The organism is Micromonospora sp. NPDC048898, assembly GCF_043198035.1.
Lineage (GTDB): Bacteria > Actinomycetota > Actinomycetes > Mycobacteriales > Micromonosporaceae > Micromonospora.
This window is the reverse complement of the sequence record NZ_JBICUF010000010.1, coordinates 124,783-146,301: the sequence shown is the minus strand read 5'-3', so window position 1 is coordinate 146,301 and position 21,519 is coordinate 124,783. Positions and strand designations below refer to the sequence as shown.

Below are 21,519 nucleotides of genomic sequence, written 5' to 3'. Positions count from 1 at the left end.
CGAGAATGGCCGCTGTGGTCAAGCACCGCGGCGACGTCAAAGATATGCACGTGATCACTGACCGATCGTCCTCCGACGCCTCGCCACCCGACGCCGAGCGGCTCCGGCTCGCCCAGGCGGACTCGGGGGAGCAGGACTGGCGCGCATGGGGTCCCTATCTGTCCGAACGGGCGTGGGGGACGGTACGGGAGGACTACAGCGAGCACGGTACGGCCTGGGACTACTTCCCACACGACCACGCGCGGTCCAGAGCTTACCGGTGGAACGAGGACGGGATGGCGGGCGTCTGCGACGAACGACAGACCTTCGCGTTCGCTCTGGCGCTGTGGAACGGCAAGGACCCGATCCTCAAGGAACGGATGTTCGGCCTCGGCGGCGACAGCGGCAACCACGGCGAGGACGCGAAGGAGTACTGGTGGTATCTCGACTCGACTCCAACGCACTCCTGGATGCGCTGGCGCTACCACTACCCGCAGGCCGCCTTCCCGTACGACGAACTCGTCGCGGTGAACGCGTTGCGCGGCCGCGACGACACCGAGTACGAGCTTGTCGACACCGGGATCTTCGACGACGACAGGTACTGGGCGGTGACCGTCGACTACGCCAAGGCGTCCCCGACCGACCTGTGCATGGTCGTCACCGTGGCCAACCGGGGCGACCAGGCGGCGACCCTGCACGTGCTGCCCACCCTGTGGTTCCGCAACACGTGGGCGTGGGGCCTGCCCGGTGGTGACCGCATCCCGAAGCTGACCGGCCAGGGCACCCGGCTCGTCGGCGAGCACCGCGTGCTCGGTCAACTGCTGTTGGAGGGTGACGGCGGCCCGGTGCCGCTGCTCTGTGACAACGACACGAACGCCGAGCGGCTCTGGGGTCTGCCCGGCCGCTCGCCGTACCCGAAGGACGGCATCAACGACCACGTCGTCAACGGCGCGGCCACGGTCAACCCCGCGCGGGAGGGCACCAAGGGCGCGCTGCACTACGTGCTGGACGTGCCGGCCGGCGGGCAACGCCAGATCCGACTGCGGCTGACCCGCACCGCGTCACCGCCGGCCGCCGCGCCGCCACCCCCGGCCGACCTCAGCGAGGGCTTCGAGGCCGTGGTGTGGGCGCGGCGGGCCGAGGCGAACCGCTTCTTCGCCGGCGTCATCCCGCCGGCCGCCACCGCCGACGAGGCGCTGGTGGCCCGGCAGGCCATCGCCGGGCTGATGTGGGGCAAGCAGTTCTACCACTTCGACGTCAAACGTTGGCTCGACGGCGACCCGGGCTCGACACCACCGGCCGGGCGCCGACACGGGCGCAACAGCGCCTGGTGGCACATGACCAGCTTCGACGTCATCTCCATGCCCGACCCGTGGGAATATCCCTGGTACGCGGCCTGGGACCTGGCCTTCCACTGCGTCAGCATCGCCCGGGTCGACCCGGGCTTCGCCAAGGAACAACTGCTGCTCCTGCTGCGCGAGTGGTATCTGCACCCCAACGGACAGATTCCGGCGTACGAGTGGGCGTTCGGCGACGTGAACCCGCCGGTGCACGCGTGGGCGGCGCTGAAGGTGTTCGAGATCGACGGTGGTCGGGACTACGAGTTCCTGGGCCGGGTGATGCACAAGCTGCTGCTCAACTTCACCTGGTGGGTCAACCGCAAGGACACCGGCGGCAACAACGTCTTCGAGGGTGGTTTCCTCGGGCTGGACAATGTCGGGCCGTTCGACAGGTCGGCGGCGCTGCCGGTGGCCGGTGTGCTGGAGCAGTCCGACGGCACCGGCTGGATGGCCATGTACGCGCTCAACCTGCTGGACATGGCGATCGTGCTCGCCGAGCATGACCGGACCTGGGTGGACACCGCCACCAAGTTCTTCGAGCACTTCCTCTACATCGCCGCCGCCGCGTACGAACAGGGGTTGTGGGACGACGAGGACGCGTTCTTCTACGACGTGCTGCGCCTCGTCGACGGCACGAAGGTGCCGTTGAAGGTCCGTTCCGTCGTCGGCCTGCTGCCGTTGGCCGCGACCACCCGGCTCACCGCGAAGACCCTGCACCGCCTACCGGAGTTGGGCGCGCGGCTGCGCTGGTTCCTCACCAACCGCCCGGAGTACGCACAGGTGATCGGCACCCGCCGACTGGGCCCGGACGGCCGGCAGCAGCGACTGCTGTCCATGGTCGGTCCGGAACAGGTGGTCCGACTGCTCGCCCGGATGCTCGACCCCGACGAGTTCCTGTCCGACTTCGGCCTGCGTACGCTGTCCCGTGCGCACCTGGACAAGCCGTTCTCGGTCACCCTCGGCGGCCAGGAGTTCTCCGTCGGCTACGAGCCGGCCGAGTCGACGAGCGGCCTGTTCGGCGGCAACTCCAACTGGCGGGGTCCAATCTGGATGCCGACGAACTTCCTGCTGGTCAGCGCGTTGCGCGACTACGCGGCGTTCTTCGGCGACGACCTCCAGGTGGAATACCCGACCCGCTCCGGGGTGAAGCGCACACTCGACGAGATCGCCGACGACCTCTCGGCCCGGCTGATCTCGCTCTTCACCCAGGACGACTGGGCTCGACGGCCGATCTACGGGGCGTGCCAGCTCTTCCAGACCCACCCGGACTGGCGGGACCTGATCTCCTTTCCGGAATACTTCCACGGCGACAACGGGGCCGGCCTGGGAGCCTGGCACCAGACCGGCTGGACCGCCCTGGTGGCCGACCTGATCCTCACCCTCCGCCGCTGACCCCGTCCCGCAGGTGTGCACGGGCCTCGCGCCCCGATCCGCTGCCCCTGTGGGCATGATCGCGCTCGATCCATGTTGTAGTGGTGTCGCTGGCGCCGGGAGGCCACTCGATCCTGGATCGAGCACGATCATGCGGGCGGCGGGCGGCGGGCGGCGGGCGGCGGGCGGCGGGCAGTCGCCACGGGAGCGTGTGGATCGACGCGAATGTGTGACTCGTTCACTATCGTGGACGTCCATGGGGGAACCGGTCGAACCAGTAGGTGAGGTGCTTGTCCTCGGGCAGTCCCGGGTCTGGCCGGCCATCGCGATCCCGGGCGCTCTCGTGGTCGCCCTGGTCCTCGTCGGGGTGCTGTTCGACCGGGTCGGTTGGGCCGGGTTGTTGTTGAGCGCCGCCTCGATCATCCTGGCGTTCACCACTTGGCGGAACGCGGTCCTCGCGGACGACATCGGGCTGCTGACTCGCGGGCGCGCCGGCCTGCGGCGTTCGTACGCCTGGGCTGACATCGAGCGCATGGGCTGGGCGGACGCGGGGATGTGGGGGAGCACGCTGACGGTTTTTCCCCGCGGCGGCCCGTACGACGTGCCGGGGCCCATCTCGTCGGTCAACGTGGGCCACATCTGGCGACCGGCGCGCCGGGGTCTCGCGGACCCGCTGCCCGCGCTGCTCGACACCCATGGCATCAAGACGCTGTCCGACGGGTGAGGCTCTGGTCTGGCCCGTGCCGGGCCGGGTCAGCCGGTGAAGGGCTCGGGGCCGAGCCGGCCCCAGGCCACGAAGGCGGCCAGCGCGAGATAGGCCAGATTCAGCACGACGAGCCGTGCTTCGTCGTGCCGCAGGTGCGTGATGATCGCGCCGACCATCAGCAGGACCCAGCAGACGGCGGTCACCGCCACCAGCACCGGTGCGATGTCGAGCACGGCGGGCAGGATCAGGCCGACCGCGGCCAGGAGTTCGAGGATCCCGAGGGTCTTGACGAAGCCCACGCTGGCATCGTCGGTCCACCCACCGCCGTTGGCGGCGGCCAACTTCTCCTTGGGTACGAATGTCTTGGTGCTGCCGGCGGCCAGGGCGAGTGCGGCAAGCAGTCCGGCCGCGATCCACAGAGCCAGGTTCATGAGGTTCCTCCGTCCGTTGCGGGTCGAACAGGAGACACCACCGGCCGACGCGCTGTGACAGGTTGGCGGGTGATGCGGCACACAGGCGTCAGGTGTCACAGCGGGCGGGGGACCGGTGTCCGGTGGGCGACGCGGTCGAGAACGAGAAGACTGGAGCGGAGCACAGTGATGAGTGGGGATGGCACCGCCGTCGACGCGTTCGTCAACCACCGGAACCTGCTCTTCACCGTCGCCTACGAGTTGCTCGGCTCGGCCGCCGACGCCGAGGACGTACTCCAGGAGACCTGGCTGCGGTGGGCGGACGCGGATCTCGCGACGGTGCGGGATCCGCGGGCGTACCTGGTCCGGATCACCACCCGCCAGGCGCTCAACCGGCTGCGCGCGGTCGGCCGGCGCAGGGAGTCCTACGTGGGCTCCTGGTTGCCCGAGCCGCTGCTGACCGCACCGGACGTCGCCGACGACGTGGAGTTCGCCGAGAGCGTCTCGATGGCGATGCTGCTGGTGCTGGAGACGCTCGCGCCGACCGAGCGGGCGGTGTTCGTGCTGCGCGAGGTCTTCGCGCTGGACTACGACGAGATCGCCGGAGCCGTCGACAAGAGTCCGGCGGCGGTCCGCCAGATCGCGCACCGGGCGCGAGCGCATGTCGCCGCGCGCCGACCCCGCGGGGCGATCTCTCCGGCCGACTCCCGACGGGCGCTCGACGCGTTCCGGCGGGCTGTCGAAACGGGCGACGTGCAGGGGTTGCTCGACGTCCTCGCACCGGACGTGGTGTTCCTCGGCGATGGCGGCGGGATCAAACAGGCGTTGCTGCGGCCCGTCGTGGGAGCCGACCGGGTGGCCCGCCTGCTGGCCAGCAGACAGGCCAGGGCCGCGGCCATGTCGCTGCGACCGGCCCAGGTCAACGGGCACCCGGCGTTGGTCTTCCATCTCGACGGCGGGATCGACACGGTCATCGCGTTGCGCTTCGACGAGGGCCTGATCACCGCGATCTACGCCGTGCGTAACCCCGAGAAGTTGTCGCACATGCGGCGCGAGGCCGGCCTGCGTCGTTGAGCCGGCAGCGTCGCAAGGGGCGACATGCCTGGTCGGCGGGCATCGGTGCCCCGCGGGGCACCACAGCGGCAGCGATGCCCCGCAGGGGCACTACAGCGGATCGATGCCCCGCGGGGCACCACAGCGGCAGCGATGCCCCGCAGGGGCACTACGGCGGATCGATGCCCCGCGGGGCACTACAGCGGAGGAGCGGGTGTCTCCGGTGGGAGTTGCCGTGAGCGGCGCGAGTCCGCGACCGCCACGCCGAGCAGCACCACGGCGGTGACGGCCCCCGCGCTCAGCGGATCGAGGCGCAGCGTCACCGGCACCAGCAGGCCGAGGGCCAGTAGGCCAGCGATCCGGGATCGGGACACCCGGGCGAACACCTGGTATTCGAGGGTCGCCCGGCCGGCGAGGAAGAGCACCGGGCCGCCGAGGATGGCGATCAGCCACGCCGCCGGCAGATGCCCGCGTGGCTCGGTGATGAACAGTTCGAAGCCGACGCCGGTCAGGACGATGCCCGCGATCATGATCAGGTGGGCGAACGCCATGTCGGTGGCGAGCCGCGCGGCCTTGCGGGAGCGGCTGATCGCGGCGTCGAGCAGCCCTCCCGCCACGTGGAAGTAGATCCGCCAGAGCAGGACGGTCGTCGCCAGCGCGACGAGGAAACCGCCGGTCTGGTCGGCGTGGAATTCGCTGCCGCTGAACGCCAACCCGATGACGAAGATCGCCTCACCCAGCGCGATGAGGAGGAACTGCTGGTACCGCTCGGCCAGGTGCTCGGCCGCGATCGCCTGGACGCCGAGCCGTCGCGCGCCGAGGCGGGGGGTCGGCCAGCCGAGAAACAGCCCCGCGTAGTCGATCAGCGCGGCGGTGGTCCACAGCGGCCCTCGTACGCTCCCCTCGGCGGTCAGGCCACCGAGGACCCAGAGCGGTGCGCTCAGACCGAACCAGAACAGGACCCGGAAGGTCTGCCGGGGATCGGGCCGGCCGTGCCCGGCGACGTGGAAGTAGACCACCCGGCCGATCTGGAGGCTCACATAGGTGATGGCGAACAGGGAGGCACGCGCGCCGAAGCCGTCGGGCACCGCGACCGCCATCGTCATGGCGCCGACCGCTGTCATCACGATGACGGTCTGGACGATCGGTGCCTCCGGGTCCAGCCAACTTGTCGACCAGACCGTCAACGACCAGACCGCCCACAGTGCCAGGAACAGCAGCAGGGCCTGACCGAGGCCCGCGTACACGCCCCGCTGACCGTCGGTGAAGTCGCTGATCACCCGCGCCGAGATCCGGGTGAGAGCGAAGACGAAGACCAGGTCGAGGAACAACTCCAGAAACGTCGCCCGCTGCCGACTGGCGGCGTCGCGCACCAGCCCTTCGTCGCGCCTCTCGCTCATCCGTGCGCCACGGGTCGGTGCCGTCGAGCGACCACGTGCCCTCCCGTCGTGGTGATCCCCTCACCCAACGAGCGACGGGCTGCTCCGGCACCTGGGGGCGAGAGACCTGGGCCGCTGGCTTTACGGGTGTAAGCTTACGGGGTGACCACACCGAGAACGCGGGCACGTAACAAGCGCGGCGAAGGCGCGCAGCTGCGCGAGGAGATCGTCAGTGCCGCCGGCAAGTTGCTCGACGGCGGCGATCCGCAGAGCGTGACGCTGCGGGCGGTGGCCCGGGAGGCCGGCATCTCGGCACCGTCGATCTACGCGCACTTCCCCGACCTGGACTCGATCCTGCTCGTGGTCGCCCAGCGCGCGTTCGCCGCCCTGGAGCAGGAGCTGGCCCGGCCGGACGACGCGGATCCCGCCGCGCGTCTGCGGGCGATCAGCGCGGCCTACCTGACCTTCGCCGAGCGTCAGCCCCACCGGTACGCCCTGATGTTCGGGGCGGTCTGGGACGCCAGCCAGGCCCGCGATCGTGCCCCGGCGCTGGCGGACGACCTTGCCGTGCTCGGCATGGGAGCCTTCGACGTCTTCCACCGCACGCTCGCCGAGTGCGTCGCGAAGGGACTCTCGACAAGTGCGGACCCGTTCGCCGACGCGACGGCCCTCTGGGTCGGTCTGCACGGGTACGCGCAGCTCCAGGTGGCGACGCCGCTGTTCCCCTGGCCGCCGCGCCTGCGAGATTCCCTCATCGACCGGTTGGCGTTGCTGGCCTGAGCCGCCCCGCACAGTCGCCAATCCGTCACCAGGCGACTACGGCAGGTGTCCGCCCTTACGCTCGACTGCGTGCCCGGACCTGCCGAGAAGGCCACCGAACAGGACCGGCGTGACCTCATCGTCACTGTCGCGCGAGAGCTGGCCGAGACGGAGGGCTGGGCGGGGGTGAGCACCCGACGGCTCGCCGAGCGGGCCGAGATCGACGTCGGTGACCTCTACCGGCACTTCGCAGATCTTGAGGCACTCCTCGCCGCCGTCGCCGTCTGCGCCTTCGCCGACCTGGCCGCCGATCTGGCGGAGGCGCACGCGGAGGCCGCCGGCAGCCCCGAAGGGGCCTGGCCGGCGGTCGCGAGTGCGTACCTCGACTTCGCGTACACCAATCCGGAGGTCTATGACGCGATGCTCGCGCTGACCCCCGACCTGGCGCTCGGCGTCGATGGTGTTCCGTCCGCGCCGCGGGCGGTCTTCGCCGAGTTGCGCGCGGCCCTGACGCCGTTGGCCGAGGGCCGCGACCCGGACACCCTCGCCGAGGTGGGTTGGAGCCTGCTGCACGGCGTGGTGATGCTCACCCGGGGTGGTCGGCTCCGACCCGAGGGGCAGGAGGAACGGGAGGCGTTGATCGCCCAACGGCTGCTGCGCTGGCCGTGACGGGCGGCGTGGTCAGTTGAGGGGCTCGCGGTCGTGGGGCCCCTTGTCGACGAACCGGAACGTGGTGCCCAGCGGTTTGTTGCCCAACTCCTTGAGGATCAGCCCGTTGCCGGCGAGGTGCTGAAGAAAGCGGTTCTCACTGCGGATCGCGTACGTGCCGTTGCCCTGGGCGAGGATGGTGAACCGCTGGATCGGGTCGTCCACGTCGCAGATGGCGGCGTCGATGGTCAGCTCGGGCTCGATGTCCAGGGCGTTCACCGCCCAGCAGGACGGGTCGTCGTTGGCCGGGTGGTCGTCCTTCGTGCCGAAAGCCTTGATCACGTACCTGTCGTCGCCGATCGGCACCGGAACGAACAGGACGCGTCCGCCGGTGTCGCCGCCCTCCTCGAGTCGACCGCTGAGCTCCAGCGCGTCGCCGGACCCCTGCGCCCGCAGCATCGTGATCTCGCGCTTGCCGGACAGCAGGGGGTCCGTCGCGATCGTCGGTGACGGCTTCCCCGCCGGGGGCGTCGGCGTGCCCGCCACGGCGCCCGACGGTGTCGGCGTGCCCGCCCCGGCCGTCGGTGCCCTGTCGGCGTCGGCCCCGCACGCCACCAGCGCACCGGTGCACGCCAGCAACGCCGCGCCGGCAACCCACTTCATCGTGATCACGTTGCTCCTCATGAGCTGTCCCGCACCTCGCGGCCACCAGGAATCCATTCCGCCCTCCAGACGAACGCCGGGCCGGGACGGTTCACGGAAAAGCCCGAAACCCAGCGTCGATCTTCCGCCTATCCTGTCCCTTCGACTGGGCGGCGACAGCACGGGGAGGGGACGGTATGACAGGCGGCGAGGCGGCGCGACGGCAGGCGCAGGCGTTGATCTTCGATGCGGACGACACGTTGTGGGAGAACAACATCGTCTTCGAGCAGGTGATCAACGATTTTCTGGAGTGGCTCGACCACCCCACACTGGACCGCACGGAGATCCGGCTCATCCTCGACGACATCGAGCGAGCCAACACGGTGGCACACGGCTACGGCAGCAAGGTCTTCCTGCGCAGTCTGGCGGAGTGTCTGGAACGGCTGCGCGAACGACCGGCCACCGACTCCGAGCGGCAGGAGATCGAACGACTGGCGGTCGCCCTGGTCGAACACCAGGTGGAGCTGATGCCCGGGGTGGCCGACGCGCTCGACGAGCTGGCCGGCCGGCACGAGTTGCTGCTGCTCACCAAGGGGGACCAGGCGGACCAGCAGCGCAAGCTGGACGCGTGCGGGCTGCTGCACCACTTCCGGGCCGCGCACATCGTCGCCGAGAAGGATGTCGAGACGTACCGGTGGCTGATCCGGGAACACCGCCTCGAACCGTCGCGAGCCTGGATGATCGGCAACTCCCCGAAGTCGGACATCCTGCCGGCACGAGCGGCCGGGCTGAACGCGGTCTTCATCCCGAACGAGAACACGTGGGTCCTGGAGAACGACGAACTGGACCCCACCGACAGCGGTGTGTTGCGCCTCGCCGCGTTCCGCGACCTGCTGCGGCACTTCTGAGCGTACTGAAGGCGAACAGCGTCAGCGATCATGATCGCGTTACGCCGACTTGCCTGATTTCTACCCTGGGGTCAGTCGTGCCCTCGGTCGCCCCGCGCGGCTTGTCCGCCCGGTTCGGACCGGCCTAGCCTGGGCCGGCGCTCACGGCTCGGCGGGGTACGTGCCGTAGGCGCCGGCGTTCGGCGGTTGGCACCGTGGAGCTGAGTGCCGGAGCTGTCCGCTCCCATCATCCGGACGGCCGAGGGTCAGGGCAGGGTAGTTGCGGACCCGGCCCTGACCCGGCCACGGAACGGGACAGGATCCGGCGAGCGGGGCGGACCACACGTCGGTTCGACTGTCAGGATGACCGGATGAAGCGTAGATTTCTCCTGTTCGGCAGTGCGGCGGGTCTGGCGGCGCCGAGCCTGCTCGCGTCGACGGCACCCGCGCTCGGCGCGACCCGGCCGCCGCCGCCCGGGGGCACCACCCCACCGGTGCGCCGCAGCCCCCGGCCGACCACGCCGCGCCCCAACCGGGCCGCCCGGTTGACCACCCTGCCGCCGCAGACCCAACAGGTGATCGTGGTCGGCGCGACCAGCTACACCACCACCTACGCCACCCTTGAGGCGTACGCGCGGATCCGGGGTCGCTGGCAGCCGGCCTCGGCGGCGTTGCCCGCCCGCATCGGCTCCAAGGGGTTCACCGACAACCACGTGGAGGGCGTGCCGACCACCCCCACCGGTGTCTACTCGATCGGCCCCACCATGTACGGCATCGCCGCCAACCCGGGCGTGCGATACCCCTACCACCGGTTGGTCAGCGGTGACTGGTGGAACGAGAACCCGTCGTCCCCGCGCTACAACACCTTCCAGCAGAGCGCGACCAACCCCGGTGGGGCCAGCGAGGCGCTGTGGCAGGAGATCCCGTCGTACACGCACTTCGCGGTGATCACCTACAACATGCCACCGAACGTGCCGACCCCGATCCCCAACGCGGGCAGCGGCATCTTCCTGCACGAGTTCAGGCTCAGCGCCGGCAACGCCACGGCCGGCTGTGTCTCGCTCGCCCACGACCACCTGGTCGGCGTGCTCAACTGGCTGGACCCGGCCCTCTCGCCGCGCATCGTGCTCAGCCCGTACGCCCAGCTCGAACGGTACTGATCAGGGGCCTGCCCTCAGGAGGCCCCGCCGCGGACGATCGACACCGCCACCCGGCAGAACTCGTCCATGTCCGGGTTGAACCCGGCCGCGATGTCGGGATGCAACCCGGAGCGGGTCTCCTCCAACAGCCGCTGGCAGACCTGCTCGACCGGCTCGCCCCCGTAGTGGGCGCGGACCCGGTCGGTGGCAGCCTGAAGCGCCGAGGTCAGCTGCTCCTCCAGCGGGCCGCGCAGCTTCTGCTGCACAGGGTCGAGCCCGCGTGGGTCGAGCGTGACATGTGGCTCCGACATCGGTGCTCCCTTCGTCGGCGTCCGCGATACCCCACCGCGGTCGTCGGTCAAACCCCGTCCGGCACGGCGGCGACCCGTACCTGGTAAGAAAATTCCTCCGCCGGCTCCTCGTGGTACGACAAGCGGCGGATCTGCCGGTCGTCGTCGTAGAGGGCGACGTCCACCAGCACCCCGAGGTGGCTGAGGCCGATCGACGTCACGCGCCGCTTGTCCTGCAACACGGCGCAGACGCCGCCGAGCAGGGTGCTGGCGTCGGCCGTCCGGTGCCCGGGCGGGCACCGCAGGACCAGATCCACCTCGATCGGCCCGCGCAACGGCGTCCAGCCGGTGTGCTGAGCCGCCGTGAGAGCGGACTGGAGCAGGGCGCGGACCCTCGTCGCCTGCCGGTGCCCGGCCGCGAAGATGGACAACGCTTCGGTCTTGACCGGTGGCAGGCCGCTCACCTCGAACGTCAGGGCGAGAGCGCGGGTGTCCTGCACGACGGCACCTCCTCGTTGGGACGATCCTGCCGAACCGGGGGAGCGGCGGTGCGACGTTCCCGCGATTACCAACCGATCGGGCAGGTATGGGGTCGGCCGGAGGCGTGTCGACGGCGGCGGCGAGCGCGCTGGCTGCGGCGTTACGAAAACGCTAGTCGATGTCGCCCGCGCCCGGTAGTCGGCCGGTCACCCGATGGGGCGCGGCGGAAAGGCGCAGAACTCGTTGCCCTCCGGATCGACGAGCACCCACCAGGTGGCCTCCCCGGCCGGCTCGCGAACCAGCCGTGCGCCGGCCGCGGGCAACGCCGCCGGGTCCGCGCCGGCCAACCGCAGATCCAGGTGTACGCGGGTCTTGCCCACCCGCGGTTCGGGAACCTTGTTCACCCAGATCGACTCGGCGGCCGAGCGCGCCGAGCGGGGGTCCACCCGGGTGTCGTCCTCACCGGCGTCGGCCACGTCGCCGTCGAGCATCCGGGCCCAGAACCCGCCCAGGGCGAGCGCGTCGGTGGCGTCCAGACAGAGGTCCTGCATTCCCGGTCCGGCGACCCGGCCCAGTGTGGGGCGTGGTTCGGGCCTCTCCGAATTGACGCTCGGTGCTGCTTGATCGACGCTCAGCGTTGCTTGGCGTACGCGACGAAGGCCTTCCAGGCCGTCGGGTCGACGTGCAGGGTGCCGCCGTCGCGGTCCTTGGTGTCGCGCACCAGCACCACGCTCGGCAGGTTGTCGGCGACCTCGACGCAGGCTCCGCCGTTGCCGCCGGACCTGGTCGACTTGCGCCACTGTGGGGTCAGCATGTCCATGACTTCGCCACTTCCTTGATCAGCTCGGTTGACTGCCGGCGGGGGAGCGCCTCGTTCCGCACGATCTCCCACGTCTTCGCCAGCTTAGCGACCTCGGTCGGTGTATCGACGATCTGCGCGGTGAGCTGGTTGTCCGCATAGGCCACCCGCTCACCGTCGGGCATCTCGGCGATGATGAACTGCCCGCCCATCCCCAGATACATCCCCGCATCCACCGGCACGACGTGCACCTGGATGTGCTCCGCCGTCGCCAACTGCGCCAGGTGCTCGCACTGCTCGACCATGAGCCCCGGCTGGTCGAGCACCGGCCGGCGCAGCACCGCCTCGTCCAGGACGGCGATGAGCTGCGGCGGGCGCGGGCGTTGCAGGATCGCCTGCCGCTCCAGCCGGGAGGCGACGATCCGGTCCACGTCCTCGGCGTCGAACCGACCACCGGCCAGTGTGGCCCGCGCGTACCGCTCGGTCTGGAGCAGACCCGGCACGTACGCCAACTCGAACCAGCGCAGCGTGGTCGCCTCCCGCTCGAACTCGATCCACTCGCGCAGCCAGGCCGGCTCGGCGTCGAGCCGGGCCAGCTTCTCCACCATGCGTTGGAAGCGTCCCTCGGTCGGGTGGTGGGTGTCGATGGCCCGCGTGTACTCCTTCGTGGGGGCTCGTCCGCCGGTCTCCACCGAGCTGACGTGTGAGCCGGAGTAGCCGATGCTCCTGCCGAAGTCGTCCTGACTGAGCCCGAGCCCCGTGCGGAACAGGCGCAGCTCCTCCAACACGTAATCGGTGACGTTGCCCATCGAATCCCCAATCCCTGCCCAACCTGAACGGGCGTGTCCTTCGTGGCTGCTCGACCGGGCCGCTGACCTGCACGGATGCCGCGAGCACGTATCGACCGTAGTCGGGTCATCGCAAACTGTCACCAGTGGCGGGCTCGCTGGTGGCCGGGGATGGCGGCGGCGGGCTCTGCCCCGGGCCGCTCCCGTCACCCCCTTGCGGGAGCGGCCCCTTCCCGCCCCCGAGGAGGTCGATGTGCTGAGCCCGACAGATCACCACCACATCGCGGGGTGGCGGTGATGGTGGTCCGGCCGCCCGTCCCGCACGTGGCCATGCGTCCGCTGTGGCGGTGCCGCAGCTGCGGCAGCGAATGGCCCTGTCAGCCGGCGAAGCTCACCCTGCTGTCGGAGTACCGGACCAACAGGATCGCGCTGCTCATCTACCTCGGCACTCTCATGAGCGAGGCGACGGCCCAGCTCACCCAACTCCACCCGGACCACCCGCCGGCCCGGATGACCGAGCGCTTCCTCTCCTGGGCGAGAGCCCGGGGCTGACGCTCGGCCCGCCGTCGGTCATCCCGGGAAGTGAATCAGCGGCACCCCGTCGGTGTAGCCGGGGCCCTCACTTGTCAGCACCGCGGAGTCATGGGTCAGGCCCGCCACGGCGGCGGCGGCCAGGTCGAAGCGGCGGGTCCTGCGCTGCCAGAAGGTCAGCTCCGGCAGATCTTCCGCCCGCTCGGGCAGCAGCGCGCAGGAGGTCAGGGCCAGCAACTTGTGCAGCAGAGCCAGATCCTTGCCGGTCGCGATGGTCAACGCTTCGGCGGCCACCACCACCGGCACCCCGAACCGCACCCCGTCCTCGATCACCTCGTGGACGGGCTCGCCCACGTGCACCGTCCGGAGGACGGCGTAGCCCAGCAGGGCCGACCGGTCCAGGATCAGCCGAACCGGTGGCGTCATTTCCGAGGTCATGCGGCGTCGCCGGCGGGAGCGTCGTCGTCGCCGTTCATCTCGGCCGCCATGGCGGCGCGGATCTTGGCGCGCTCGGCCTCGAACCGCTCCGGGGACCACTCGGCGTCCACGCCCAGGCGGCGGGCCCGAGCCTCTGCCACGCCCTGCTCGGTGACATGGATGCCGGCGGCGAGCAACAACTCCCTGTGCTGCTCCACCCGTCGGCGACGGCGCACCGACTCGGTGACGTAGGCACTGGCCATGCGGTTGCCCTGGCTCTCCAGGATCTGACTCACGTCCGGGGGAACGGAGATCGTGAAGCGGCGCTGAGGCTCTGTCATACGCGCAGCTTACACCTGTCATACTTCAGGACGGGTGTTGCTCGTACCGTCAGGCGGGTTTGACCGTGGTGGCGTGCGAGGTGTCGGAGGCGGGCCGGCCCTCGCGCAGTGACAGGCGACGCGCCAACATCGTGGCGCCCGCGAGCGCGGCCAGGACCATGGCGATCTCCGCGCGTGATCGACTCGGCTTTCTGAATGTCGGGGTGTCCTGGTGCGGGTGATAGCGCGACTTTCAGGAAGTCGAGTCGATCACGTTCGGAGCACCGGCGTGCGGCGTCGCACGTCCCGCGCCTCGGCCTGCCGGCGTGCGGTGACGGCGGCGGCGCGACGCGTAATTCCGCTGTGACAGCCAGGTTTCGTGACTTCGCGGGTGGGGCAGAGTAGCCGCACAGAGCATCCGGACCGTGGCGTTTTCGCAGCTCGTCGGCTCGGAGATGTCTCGCCGTGCGCCGGGGCACGGATGCCCTCCCCGGTTTTCCGCCGAAGAGAGGGGGAGGGCGATGACGGACCCCGAAACGGCTCGACACCGACGCCGGCCGATTGTGCGGCTGGGGGCGGCGGCTGCCGCGTTGGCGCTTGTCGCACCGCTCGCCGCGTGCGGCGCGGACGACGATGGTGGCCCACCGACGATCAACCTGTACTACCCGCCCGAGCAGAACCTGCAGAAGGTCGTCGACGACTGCAACGCGCAGGCCCGGGGGCGGTACGAGATCGCCTACCAGGTGCTGCCCCGGCAGGCCGACGACCAACGGGTGCAGATGGTGCGCCGGCTGGCCGCCGAGGACAGCGGAATGGACCTGCTGGGGCTGGACGTGACCTGGACCCAGGAGTTCGCCAGCGCCGACTGGATCCGCGAGTGGACCGGCCAGGACAAGGCCGAGGTCGAGCAGGGCACCCTCGCCGGGCCGCTGGACACCGCCCGCTATCAGGACAAGCTGTACGCGGCACCGAAGCACACGAACGTCCAACTGCTCTGGTACCGCAAGGATCTGGTGCCGCAGCCGCCGACCACCTGGGACCAGATGATCAGCGCGGCCCAGCAACTCAAGGGCCAGGGCAAGCCGTACCAGGTGCTCACCATGGGCGCCCAGTACGAGGGTCTGGTCGTCCTCTACAACACCATGGCCGAGAGCGCCGGCGGAAAGATCCTCAACGACGACGGCACGCAGGCCGTGATGGACGACGGCACGGTCCGGGCGCTGGAGCAGCTGAAGGAGTTCGCCACGTCGGGCGTGACCTCGCCGTCGTTCAGCAACGCCACCGAGGACCCGGTCCGGCTGGAGTTCCAGTCCGGCTCGGGCGCGTTCCAGGTGAACTGGCCGTTCGTCTACCCGGCCCTGCAGGAAGCCAACCCGGAGCTGGCCAAGCAGGTCGGCTGGGCCCGGATCCCCGGCATCGACGAGGGCACCCCGAGCAAGGTCACCATCGGCGGGGCCAACCTCGCGGTCAGCTCCTACTCCAAGCACCCGGAGCTGTCCTTCGAGGCGGCCCGGTGCCTCCGCAACCCCGAGCACCAGAAGTTCTCCGCCATCAACGACGGCGTGCCACCCACCATCGAGGCGGTCTTCGAGGACCCGGAGATGACCGAGGCGTACCCGATGAAGGACACCATCCTGGAAGAGCTGAAGGAGCCGGCGACCCGTCCCCTGACACCGGCGTACCAGAGCATCTCCACAGTGATGTCGGCGATCCTGTCGCCGCCGTCGGCGATCCGTCCCCAGCAGACCGCCGACGAGCTGCGCGGCGCCATCGCCGACGCCCTCCAGTCGAAGGGGGTGCTGCCGTGAGCGCGAGGAGTGAGCCGGTTTTGCGAGCCCCGCAGTCGCGAGAAGAGGTGACACCGTGACCCGGCCCGCCACCACCGAGACCCCGGAGAAGACCGACGACCAGCGCGCCGCCGTGCCCACCCAACGTGGTGGTCGCCGTAAGCCGCCACTGAGCGCCAACAAGAGATCCGAACGCAGGTTGGGTTGGCTGCTCTGCGCACCCGCCGCGCTGGTCATGATCCTGGTGACCGCGTACCCGATCATCTATTCGGTCTGGTTGTCGTTGCAGCGCTACGACCTGCGCTTCCCCGACCAGCGGGAGTTCATCGGGCTGGACAACTACGTCACAGTGCTCAGCAACGAGTTCTGGTGGACCGCGTTCGGGGTGACCGCGCTGATCACGGTGGTCACGGTGGCCGTCGAGTTGGTGCTCGGCATGGGCCTGGCGATCATCATGCACCGCACGCTTGTCGGGCGGGGCATCGTGCGCACCTCGGCGCTCATCCCGTACGGGATCGTCACAGTGGTCGCGGCGTTCTCCTGGCGATACGCCTGGACGCCCGGCACCGGCTACTTGGCCGACCTGTTCAGTGACGGCGCGCCCCTCACCGAGCGGGCCAGCTCACTGGCGATCATCATGCTCGCGGAGATCTGGAAGACCACACCGTTCATGGCGCTGCTGCTGATGGCCGGGCTGGCGCTGGTGCCGGAGGACCTGCTCAAGGCGGCCTCCACCGACGGTGCCACCGCCTGGCAGAAGTTCACCAAGGTGATGCTGCCGGTGATGAAGCCGGCGATCCTGGTCGCGCTGCTGTTCCGCACCCTGGACGCGTTCCGCGTCTTCGACAACATCTTCGTGCTGACCGCCGGTGGCAACGAGACGTCGTCGGTGTCGATGCTCGCCTACAACAACCTGATCCGGGGCCTCAACCTCGGCATCGGCTCGACGATGTCGGTGCTGATCTTCATCACCGTGGCGATCATCGCGTTCATCTTCGTGAAGCTGTTCGGCACCGCTGCCCCCGGCAGCGACGACGGGGAGAGGCGCTGACATGGCTGTCGAAACCACCACCCGGGCGAAGCTGCGCTGGGGTCTGCTGGACGTCATCGTGGTCGTCTTCGCGCTCGTCCCGGTGCTGTGGATCGCGTCGCTGTCGTTCAAGACGCCGGCCACCCTCACCGACGGGAAATTCATCCCTCGGGAGTGGACGCTCGACAACTACAAGACGATCTTCGACACCGACCAGTTCGTCCGGGCACTCGCCAACTCCATCGGCATCGCCCTGATCGCCACGCTGATCGCCGTGGTGCTCGGCGCGATGGCCGCGTACGCGATCAGCCGGCTGGACTTCCCCGGCAAGAAGGTGCTGGTCGGCGTCTCCCTGCTGATCGCGATGTTTCCACAGGTGTCACTGGTGTCGCCGCTGTTCGAGATCGAGCGGACGATCGGCATCTTCGACACCTGGCTCGGGCTGATCCTTCCGTACATCACCTTCGCCCTGCCGCTGGCGATCTACACGCTGTCGGCGTTCTTCAAGCAGATCCCGTGGGACCTGGAGAAGGCGGCCAAGATGGACGGCGCGACCCAGGCCCAGGCGTTCCGCCGGGTGATCGCGCCACTGGCCGCGCCCGGGTTGTTCACCACCGCGATCCTGGTGTTCATCTTCTGCTGGAACGACTTCCTGTTCGCCATCTCGCTGACCTCCACCGAGCGGTCCCGCACGGTGCCGGCCGCGCTGTCGTTCTTCACCGGCGCGTCGCAGTTCGAGGACCCCACCGGGGCGATCTGCGCGGCCGCCGTGGTGATCACCGTTCCGATCATCCTGTTCGTCCTCTTCTTCCAGCGCCGCATCGTGTCCGGCCTGACGTCCGGCGCAGTCAAGGGATAGGTGGGTAGTCATGGCTGACATCGTGCTCGACAAGGTGAGCAAGAGTTTCCCGGACGGGACCGTCGCCGTGCAGGACGTCGACCTGGAGATCGCCGACGGCGAGTTCGTGATCCTGGTCGGCCCCTCGGGCTGCGGCAAGTCCACCACCCTCAACATGATCGCCGGCCTGGAGGACATCAGCTCCGGCGAGCTGCGCATCGGTGGTCAACGGGTCAACGACAAGGCCCCCCGGGACCGGGACATCGCGATGGTGTTCCAGTCGTACGCCCTCTACCCGAACATGACAGTGCGGGAGAACATGGCGTTCCCGCTGCGCCTGGCGAAGCTGGACAAGGAGACCATCAACCAGAAGGTCGACGAGGCGGCCAAGGTGCTGGAGCTGACCGCACTGCTGGACCGCAAGCCGGCCAACCTGTCCGGCGGGCAGCGCCAGCGGGTGGCGATGGGCCGGGCGATCGTCCGCCAGCCCAAGGCGTTCCTGATGGACGAGCCGCTGTCCAACCTCGACGCCAAGCTGCGGGTGCAGATGCGTACGGTGGTGTCGCGGTTGCAGAAGCAGCTCGGCACTACCACCGTCTACGTCACCCACGACCAGACCGAGGCGATGACCCTCGGCGACCGGGTGGTGATCATGCGCGGGGGTGCGGTGCAGCAGGTCGGCCCTCCGCAGGAGCTGTACGACCACCCGCGCAACCTCTTCGTGGCCGGCTTCATCGGCTCCCCGTCGATGAACTTCCTGCACGCCGCCGTGCAGGAGGGCGGGCTGCACACCGCGTTGGGTGACGTGCCGCTCGGCGACCGGATCCGCCGCGAGTTGGAGGCGGCCGACGCGCCCCGCGAGCTGATCCTCGGCATCCGCCCCGAGCACTTCGAGGACGCCGAACTTGTCGACGACGACACCCGCCGCCGGGGCATGGAGTTCGAGGCGCCTGTCGACATCGTCGAGTCGATGGGCTCGGACAAGTACGTCTACTTCACCGTGGAGGGCGAGAAGGCCACCGCCGCCGAGCTGGAGGAGTTGGCCGCCGACGCCGGTGCCGCAGACTTCGCCGGTGGCGGCGGCAACCTGGTGACCCGCCTGTCCGCGGAGTCGCCGGTCGCCGAGGGGCAGTCGCGCCGGGTCTGGTTCAACCTGGAGAAGATCCACCTGTTCGACCCGGCCACCGGCCGCAACCTGACCCTCCACGAGGGCCGAGCGGCCGGCGCGCTCGCCGACTGACAGCGGCCCTGACGCGTGCGGCGCGTCCGCGCGTCCGCCGCGTCCGCGCGTGCGCGCGTGCGCGCGTGTCCGGCGTGAAGATCGTGCTCGATCGTTGTTGTCAACACCGTTGCGTTAGGGCTGTAGCCGGCGGGTCAACCCGGGACAGGAAGTGCCCGATCGGGGAGCGGGTTGGGCCCGGCTTGGCGATCATGGAGTTGTGGTGCCGACTTTGGGGGTTTTACGGGCGTTCTGTTACCCACCACAACTCCATGATCGGCGAGGCAGTGCTGGTCGACGAACAGCCGTTCCACCTAACGCAATGGTGTTGTCGTTGTTGTAGTGGTGTCGGTCGCGCGGGATGCCACTACAACAAGGATGTTGCGTGGTCATGGCGACGCAGTGGGCCGGCCGGGGCCGGCGGGTTCACCCGCCGACCCCGTCCGTGTCCTGCGCCGCGCCGTCGGTCGTGGCAAGGTGGTCGGAGGTCGCTTCGTGAGGCGGGGGGCGGGATGGACCGACGACTGACCGCGCTGGCCAAGGCGCACGGCGTGTCCACCTGGTATGAGGACTGGCGGCAGCGCCGCGTCGAGGTCGCACCGGAGACCGTGGTGGGCGTGCTCGGCCTGCTCGGTGTGGACGCCACCAGCCCGACGGCCATCGCCGACGCGCTCGCCGCCGCCCGTGCGGTCGATCGCGGCGCGCTGCCGGAGACTGTCGTGCTCACCCACGGCGCCACCCGGGCACTGCCCGGCCCCGGCGTGGTGACCCTGGAGGACGGTGGCCGCCGCGCGGTCGACGGCGAGCTGCCGGCGGACCTGCCGCTGGGCTGGCACCGGCTGGCCTGCGCCGGCCGGGACGTGACAGTGGTGGTGGTGCCCCGCCGGCTGCCCGTGCCGCCGCGCACCTGGGGCTGGATGCTCCAGCTCTACGCGCTCACCTCGGACCGCTCCTGGGGCATGGGTGACCTTGGCGACCTCGCCGAGTTCACCGAGTGGGCCGGTGCCACAGGTGCCGGGCTGGTGCTGCTCAACCCGCTGCACGCGGTCGGGCCCGCACACCCGGTGGCCGCATCACCGTATTCTCCCGCCAGCCGACGCTTCGTCAACCCGCTCTACCTGCGGGTCAGCGACACCGCCGCGTACCGGGCGGCGGATCCGGCGACCCGGGCAGTGGTCGACGCCCTGCGCCCCGACCGTGGTGACCTGATCGACTACGACGAGGTGTGGACGGCCAAACGGCACGCCCTGGAGTTGCTGCACCCGTACGCCCAGCAGGTCGACCTCGCCGCGGACCCGGCGCTGGCGAGCTTCGCCACCTGGTGCGCCCTGGCCGAGCGGCACGGCAACGACTGGCGGGCCTGGCCGGCGGAGCTGCACCACCCCGACGCCCCGGCGGTCGCCGCGCAGCGCCGCCAGCTCGCCGACCGGGTGGCCTTCCACGCCTGGCTGCAACACCTGTGCGACGAACAACTCGACGCCGTCACGGCGGCGGCCCGCGCGGCCGGGATGCCGGTCGGCGTGGTGCACGACCTGGCCGTCGGCATCGACCCGGGCGGCGCGGACGGTTGGCAGCTCGCCGACGTGCTGGCGCAGGGCGTGCGGGTCGGTGCCCCACCCGACGACTTCAACCAGCTCGGCCAGGACTGGGGGCTGGCCGCGTGGCGCCCGGACCGGCTCGCCGCCACCGGGTACGCGGCGTACCGGGACATGCTGCGCCGGACCCTGCGGCACGCGGGCGGCCTCCGGGTCGACCACGTCGCCGGCCTGTGGCGGCTGTGGTGGGTGCCGCCGGGCGGCGGGGCCGCCGAGGGCACCTACGTCCGCTACGACGCCGAGGCGATGCTCGGCATCCTCGCCCTGGAGGCGCACCGGGCCGGCGCGGTGGTGATCGGCGAGGACCTCGGCACCGTCCAACCAGCAGTGACCCGGGGGCTGCGCGGGCGCAACATGCTCGGCTCGACGGTGCTGTGGTTCGCGCGCGACGGCGAGGGTGACTTCGTCCCGCCGGCCCGGTGGCCGCGCAACGCCCTCGCCACGATCTCCACCCACGACCTGCCGACCGCAGCGGGCTTCCTGACCGGCGAGCACGTGCGGGTCCGCGACGACTTGAAGCTGCTCGACACCGACGTGGCGGTGGAGCGGGCCCGCGCCGTCGCGGACCGGGAGCGCCTGCTCACGATGTTGCGGGCCGAGAGCCTGCTGCCCGACCCGGCCTCGCCAACCGACCCGGCCGCGCCGCCGCTGTCCGCGCCGCCCGACCCGGCTGCGCTGCCCGACCCGGCTGCGCCGACCGACCCGGCTTCGCCAACCGACCCGGCTGCGCTGTCCGCGCCAACCGATCCGGCGCGGACCAAGCTGGCCGCGACGGCGGACGACGGCGAGGTGGTGGTGGCGATGCACGCCGCGCTCGCCGCAAGCCCGGCCCGGCTGCTCGGCGTCTCCCTCTACGACGTGCTGGGCGAGGTGCGCCAGCCCAACCTGCCGGGCACTGTCGACGAATACCCGAACTGGCGGTTGCCGTTGCCGGCCACCGTGGCGCAGATCCGCACGGACCCGCGGGTGGCCCGGGTCGTCGACCTGCTCACCACGGCACGCCCACGATCGGGTGACGGGCGACCGGCGCGCCCACCATCGGGTGACGCGCAAGCGGCGCGCCCACCCGAGGACTGACGCTCGACCAGGCCAGCCCAGACCAAGGCCAGGCC

General features: G+C 70.3%; 23 protein-coding genes. 13 read left to right on the top strand and 10 right to left on the bottom strand.

Annotation, left to right across the window (positions count from 1 at the left end; genetic code table 11):
* Positions 1–44: 44 nt before the first annotated feature.
* Together ACGFIQ_RS24325 and ACGFIQ_RS24320 are read left to right on the top strand one after the other, a co-directional pair.
* Complete coding sequence (locus ACGFIQ_RS24325; RefSeq protein WP_393247176.1) at positions 45–2,711, top strand: glucosidase; 2,667 nt, start codon at positions 45–47, stop codon at positions 2,709–2,711.
* Between the two features lie 235 nt (positions 2,712–2,946).
* Positions 2,947–3,414, top strand: coding sequence for a hypothetical protein (locus ACGFIQ_RS24320; protein WP_393247174.1), 468 nt, complete (start codon positions 2,947–2,949; stop codon positions 3,412–3,414).
* A gap of 29 nt (positions 3,415–3,443) precedes the next feature.
* On the opposite strand, the gene ACGFIQ_RS24315 is transcribed toward ACGFIQ_RS24320, so the two are convergent.
* Entirely contained in the window at positions 3,444–3,827 is a 384-nt protein-coding gene (locus ACGFIQ_RS24315) for a DoxX family protein (protein ID WP_393247172.1), read from the bottom strand.
* A 168-nt stretch (positions 3,828–3,995) separates the two neighbouring features.
* Here ACGFIQ_RS24315 and ACGFIQ_RS24310 point away from each other — a divergent pair, with 168 nt between their 5' ends.
* The gene (locus ACGFIQ_RS24310; protein WP_393247170.1) at positions 3,996–4,880 is read left to right on the top strand and encodes an RNA polymerase sigma-70 factor; all 885 of its coding nucleotides are present in this window, start codon (positions 3,996–3,998) and stop codon (positions 4,878–4,880) included.
* 176 nt (positions 4,881–5,056) lie between these two features.
* On the opposite strand, the gene ACGFIQ_RS24305 is transcribed toward ACGFIQ_RS24310, so the two are convergent.
* Positions 5,057–6,259 carry a low temperature requirement protein A gene (locus ACGFIQ_RS24305; RefSeq protein ID WP_393247167.1) on the bottom strand — a complete coding sequence of 401 codons (1,203 nt, stop codon included), beginning with the start codon at positions 6,257–6,259 and terminating at the stop codon, positions 5,057–5,059.
* A 141-nt stretch (positions 6,260–6,400) separates the two neighbouring features.
* On the opposite strand from ACGFIQ_RS24305, the gene ACGFIQ_RS24300 reads away from it, so the two are divergent.
* A complete protein-coding gene (locus ACGFIQ_RS24300; RefSeq protein ID WP_393247166.1) occupies positions 6,401–7,018 on the top strand; it encodes a TetR/AcrR family transcriptional regulator in 618 nt (205 codons plus the stop codon).
* Between the two features lie 69 nt (positions 7,019–7,087).
* Positions 7,088–7,666, top strand: coding sequence for a TetR/AcrR family transcriptional regulator (locus ACGFIQ_RS24295; RefSeq protein WP_393247164.1), 579 nt, complete (start codon positions 7,088–7,090; stop codon positions 7,664–7,666).
* Between the two features lie 12 nt (positions 7,667–7,678).
* On the opposite strand, the gene ACGFIQ_RS24290 is transcribed toward ACGFIQ_RS24295, so the two are convergent.
* Complete coding sequence (locus ACGFIQ_RS24290) at positions 7,679–8,329, bottom strand: hypothetical protein (protein ID WP_393247162.1); 651 nt, start codon at positions 8,327–8,329, stop codon at positions 7,679–7,681.
* Positions 8,330–8,484: 155 nt separating this feature from the next.
* Between ACGFIQ_RS24290 and ACGFIQ_RS24285 the strand changes: the two genes are divergently transcribed.
* A complete protein-coding gene (locus ACGFIQ_RS24285) occupies positions 8,485–9,195 on the top strand; it encodes an HAD family hydrolase (protein ID WP_393247160.1) in 711 nt (236 codons plus the stop codon).
* A gap of 350 nt (positions 9,196–9,545) precedes the next feature.
* Positions 9,546–10,334: a L,D-transpeptidase gene (locus ACGFIQ_RS24280; protein ID WP_393247158.1), complete on the top strand. Its 789-nt coding sequence runs from the start codon at positions 9,546–9,548 to the stop codon at positions 10,332–10,334.
* A 14-nt stretch (positions 10,335–10,348) separates the two neighbouring features.
* On the opposite strand, the gene ACGFIQ_RS24275 is transcribed toward ACGFIQ_RS24280, so the two are convergent.
* The 5 genes from ACGFIQ_RS24275 to ACGFIQ_RS24255 form a co-directional block, all read right to left on the bottom strand.
* Positions 10,349–10,624 (bottom strand): hypothetical protein, encoded by a 276-nt coding sequence (locus ACGFIQ_RS24275; protein WP_357074436.1) that lies wholly within the window; start codon positions 10,622–10,624, stop codon positions 10,349–10,351.
* A gap of 47 nt (positions 10,625–10,671) precedes the next feature.
* Complete coding sequence (locus ACGFIQ_RS24270; RefSeq protein WP_357074439.1) at positions 10,672–11,103, bottom strand: hypothetical protein; 432 nt, start codon at positions 11,101–11,103, stop codon at positions 10,672–10,674.
* Positions 11,104–11,289: 186 nt separating this feature from the next.
* Positions 11,290–11,634 (bottom strand): VOC family protein, encoded by a 345-nt coding sequence (locus ACGFIQ_RS24265; RefSeq protein ID WP_393247155.1) that lies wholly within the window; start codon positions 11,632–11,634, stop codon positions 11,290–11,292.
* A gap of 80 nt (positions 11,635–11,714) precedes the next feature.
* Complete coding sequence (locus tag ACGFIQ_RS24260; RefSeq protein ID WP_393247382.1) at positions 11,715–11,897, bottom strand: DUF397 domain-containing protein; 183 nt, start codon at positions 11,895–11,897, stop codon at positions 11,715–11,717.
* The gene (locus tag ACGFIQ_RS24255) at positions 11,891–12,691 is read right to left on the bottom strand and encodes a helix-turn-helix domain-containing protein (protein WP_393247153.1); all 801 of its coding nucleotides are present in this window, start codon (positions 12,689–12,691) and stop codon (positions 11,891–11,893) included. Before ACGFIQ_RS24255 ends, ACGFIQ_RS24260 begins: the two co-directional genes overlap by 7 nt.
* Positions 12,692–12,967: 276 nt before the next feature.
* Between ACGFIQ_RS24255 and ACGFIQ_RS24250 the strand changes: the two genes are divergently transcribed.
* Positions 12,968–13,222: a flavin reductase gene (locus tag ACGFIQ_RS24250; RefSeq protein WP_357524533.1), complete on the top strand. Its 255-nt coding sequence runs from the start codon at positions 12,968–12,970 to the stop codon at positions 13,220–13,222.
* 18 nt (positions 13,223–13,240) lie between these two features.
* Here the strand turns inward: ACGFIQ_RS24250 and ACGFIQ_RS24245 are convergent, their stop codons facing one another.
* Entirely contained in the window at positions 13,241–13,639 is a 399-nt protein-coding gene (locus ACGFIQ_RS24245) for a hypothetical protein (RefSeq protein ID WP_393247151.1), read from the bottom strand.
* Positions 13,636–13,959: a hypothetical protein gene (locus ACGFIQ_RS24240; protein WP_393247149.1), complete on the bottom strand. Its 324-nt coding sequence runs from the start codon at positions 13,957–13,959 to the stop codon at positions 13,636–13,638. Before ACGFIQ_RS24240 ends, ACGFIQ_RS24245 begins: the two co-directional genes overlap by 4 nt.
* Positions 13,960–14,459: 500 nt before the next feature.
* Here ACGFIQ_RS24240 and ACGFIQ_RS24235 point away from each other — a divergent pair, with 500 nt between their 5' ends.
* The 5 genes from ACGFIQ_RS24235 to malQ all read left to right on the top strand — a co-directional run bounded on the left by ACGFIQ_RS24235 (position 14,460) and on the right by malQ (position 21,484).
* A complete protein-coding gene (locus ACGFIQ_RS24235) occupies positions 14,460–15,746 on the top strand; it encodes an ABC transporter substrate-binding protein (RefSeq protein WP_393247147.1) in 1,287 nt (428 codons plus the stop codon).
* Positions 15,747–15,858: 112 nt separating this feature from the next.
* Positions 15,859–16,776, top strand: a complete 918-nt coding sequence (locus ACGFIQ_RS24230; RefSeq protein WP_393247380.1) for a carbohydrate ABC transporter permease — start codon at positions 15,859–15,861, stop codon at positions 16,774–16,776.
* Position 16,777: 1 nt separating this feature from the next.
* Positions 16,778–17,614: a carbohydrate ABC transporter permease gene (locus ACGFIQ_RS24225; protein ID WP_393247145.1), complete on the top strand. Its 837-nt coding sequence runs from the start codon at positions 16,778–16,780 to the stop codon at positions 17,612–17,614.
* A gap of 10 nt (positions 17,615–17,624) precedes the next feature.
* The gene (locus ACGFIQ_RS24220) at positions 17,625–18,833 is read left to right on the top strand and encodes an ABC transporter ATP-binding protein (RefSeq protein WP_393247143.1); all 1,209 of its coding nucleotides are present in this window, start codon (positions 17,625–17,627) and stop codon (positions 18,831–18,833) included.
* 491 nt (positions 18,834–19,324) lie between these two features.
* Positions 19,325–21,484: a 4-alpha-glucanotransferase gene (gene malQ, locus ACGFIQ_RS24215; protein ID WP_393247141.1), complete on the top strand. Its 2,160-nt coding sequence runs from the start codon at positions 19,325–19,327 to the stop codon at positions 21,482–21,484.
* Positions 21,485–21,519 lie beyond the last annotated feature (35 nt).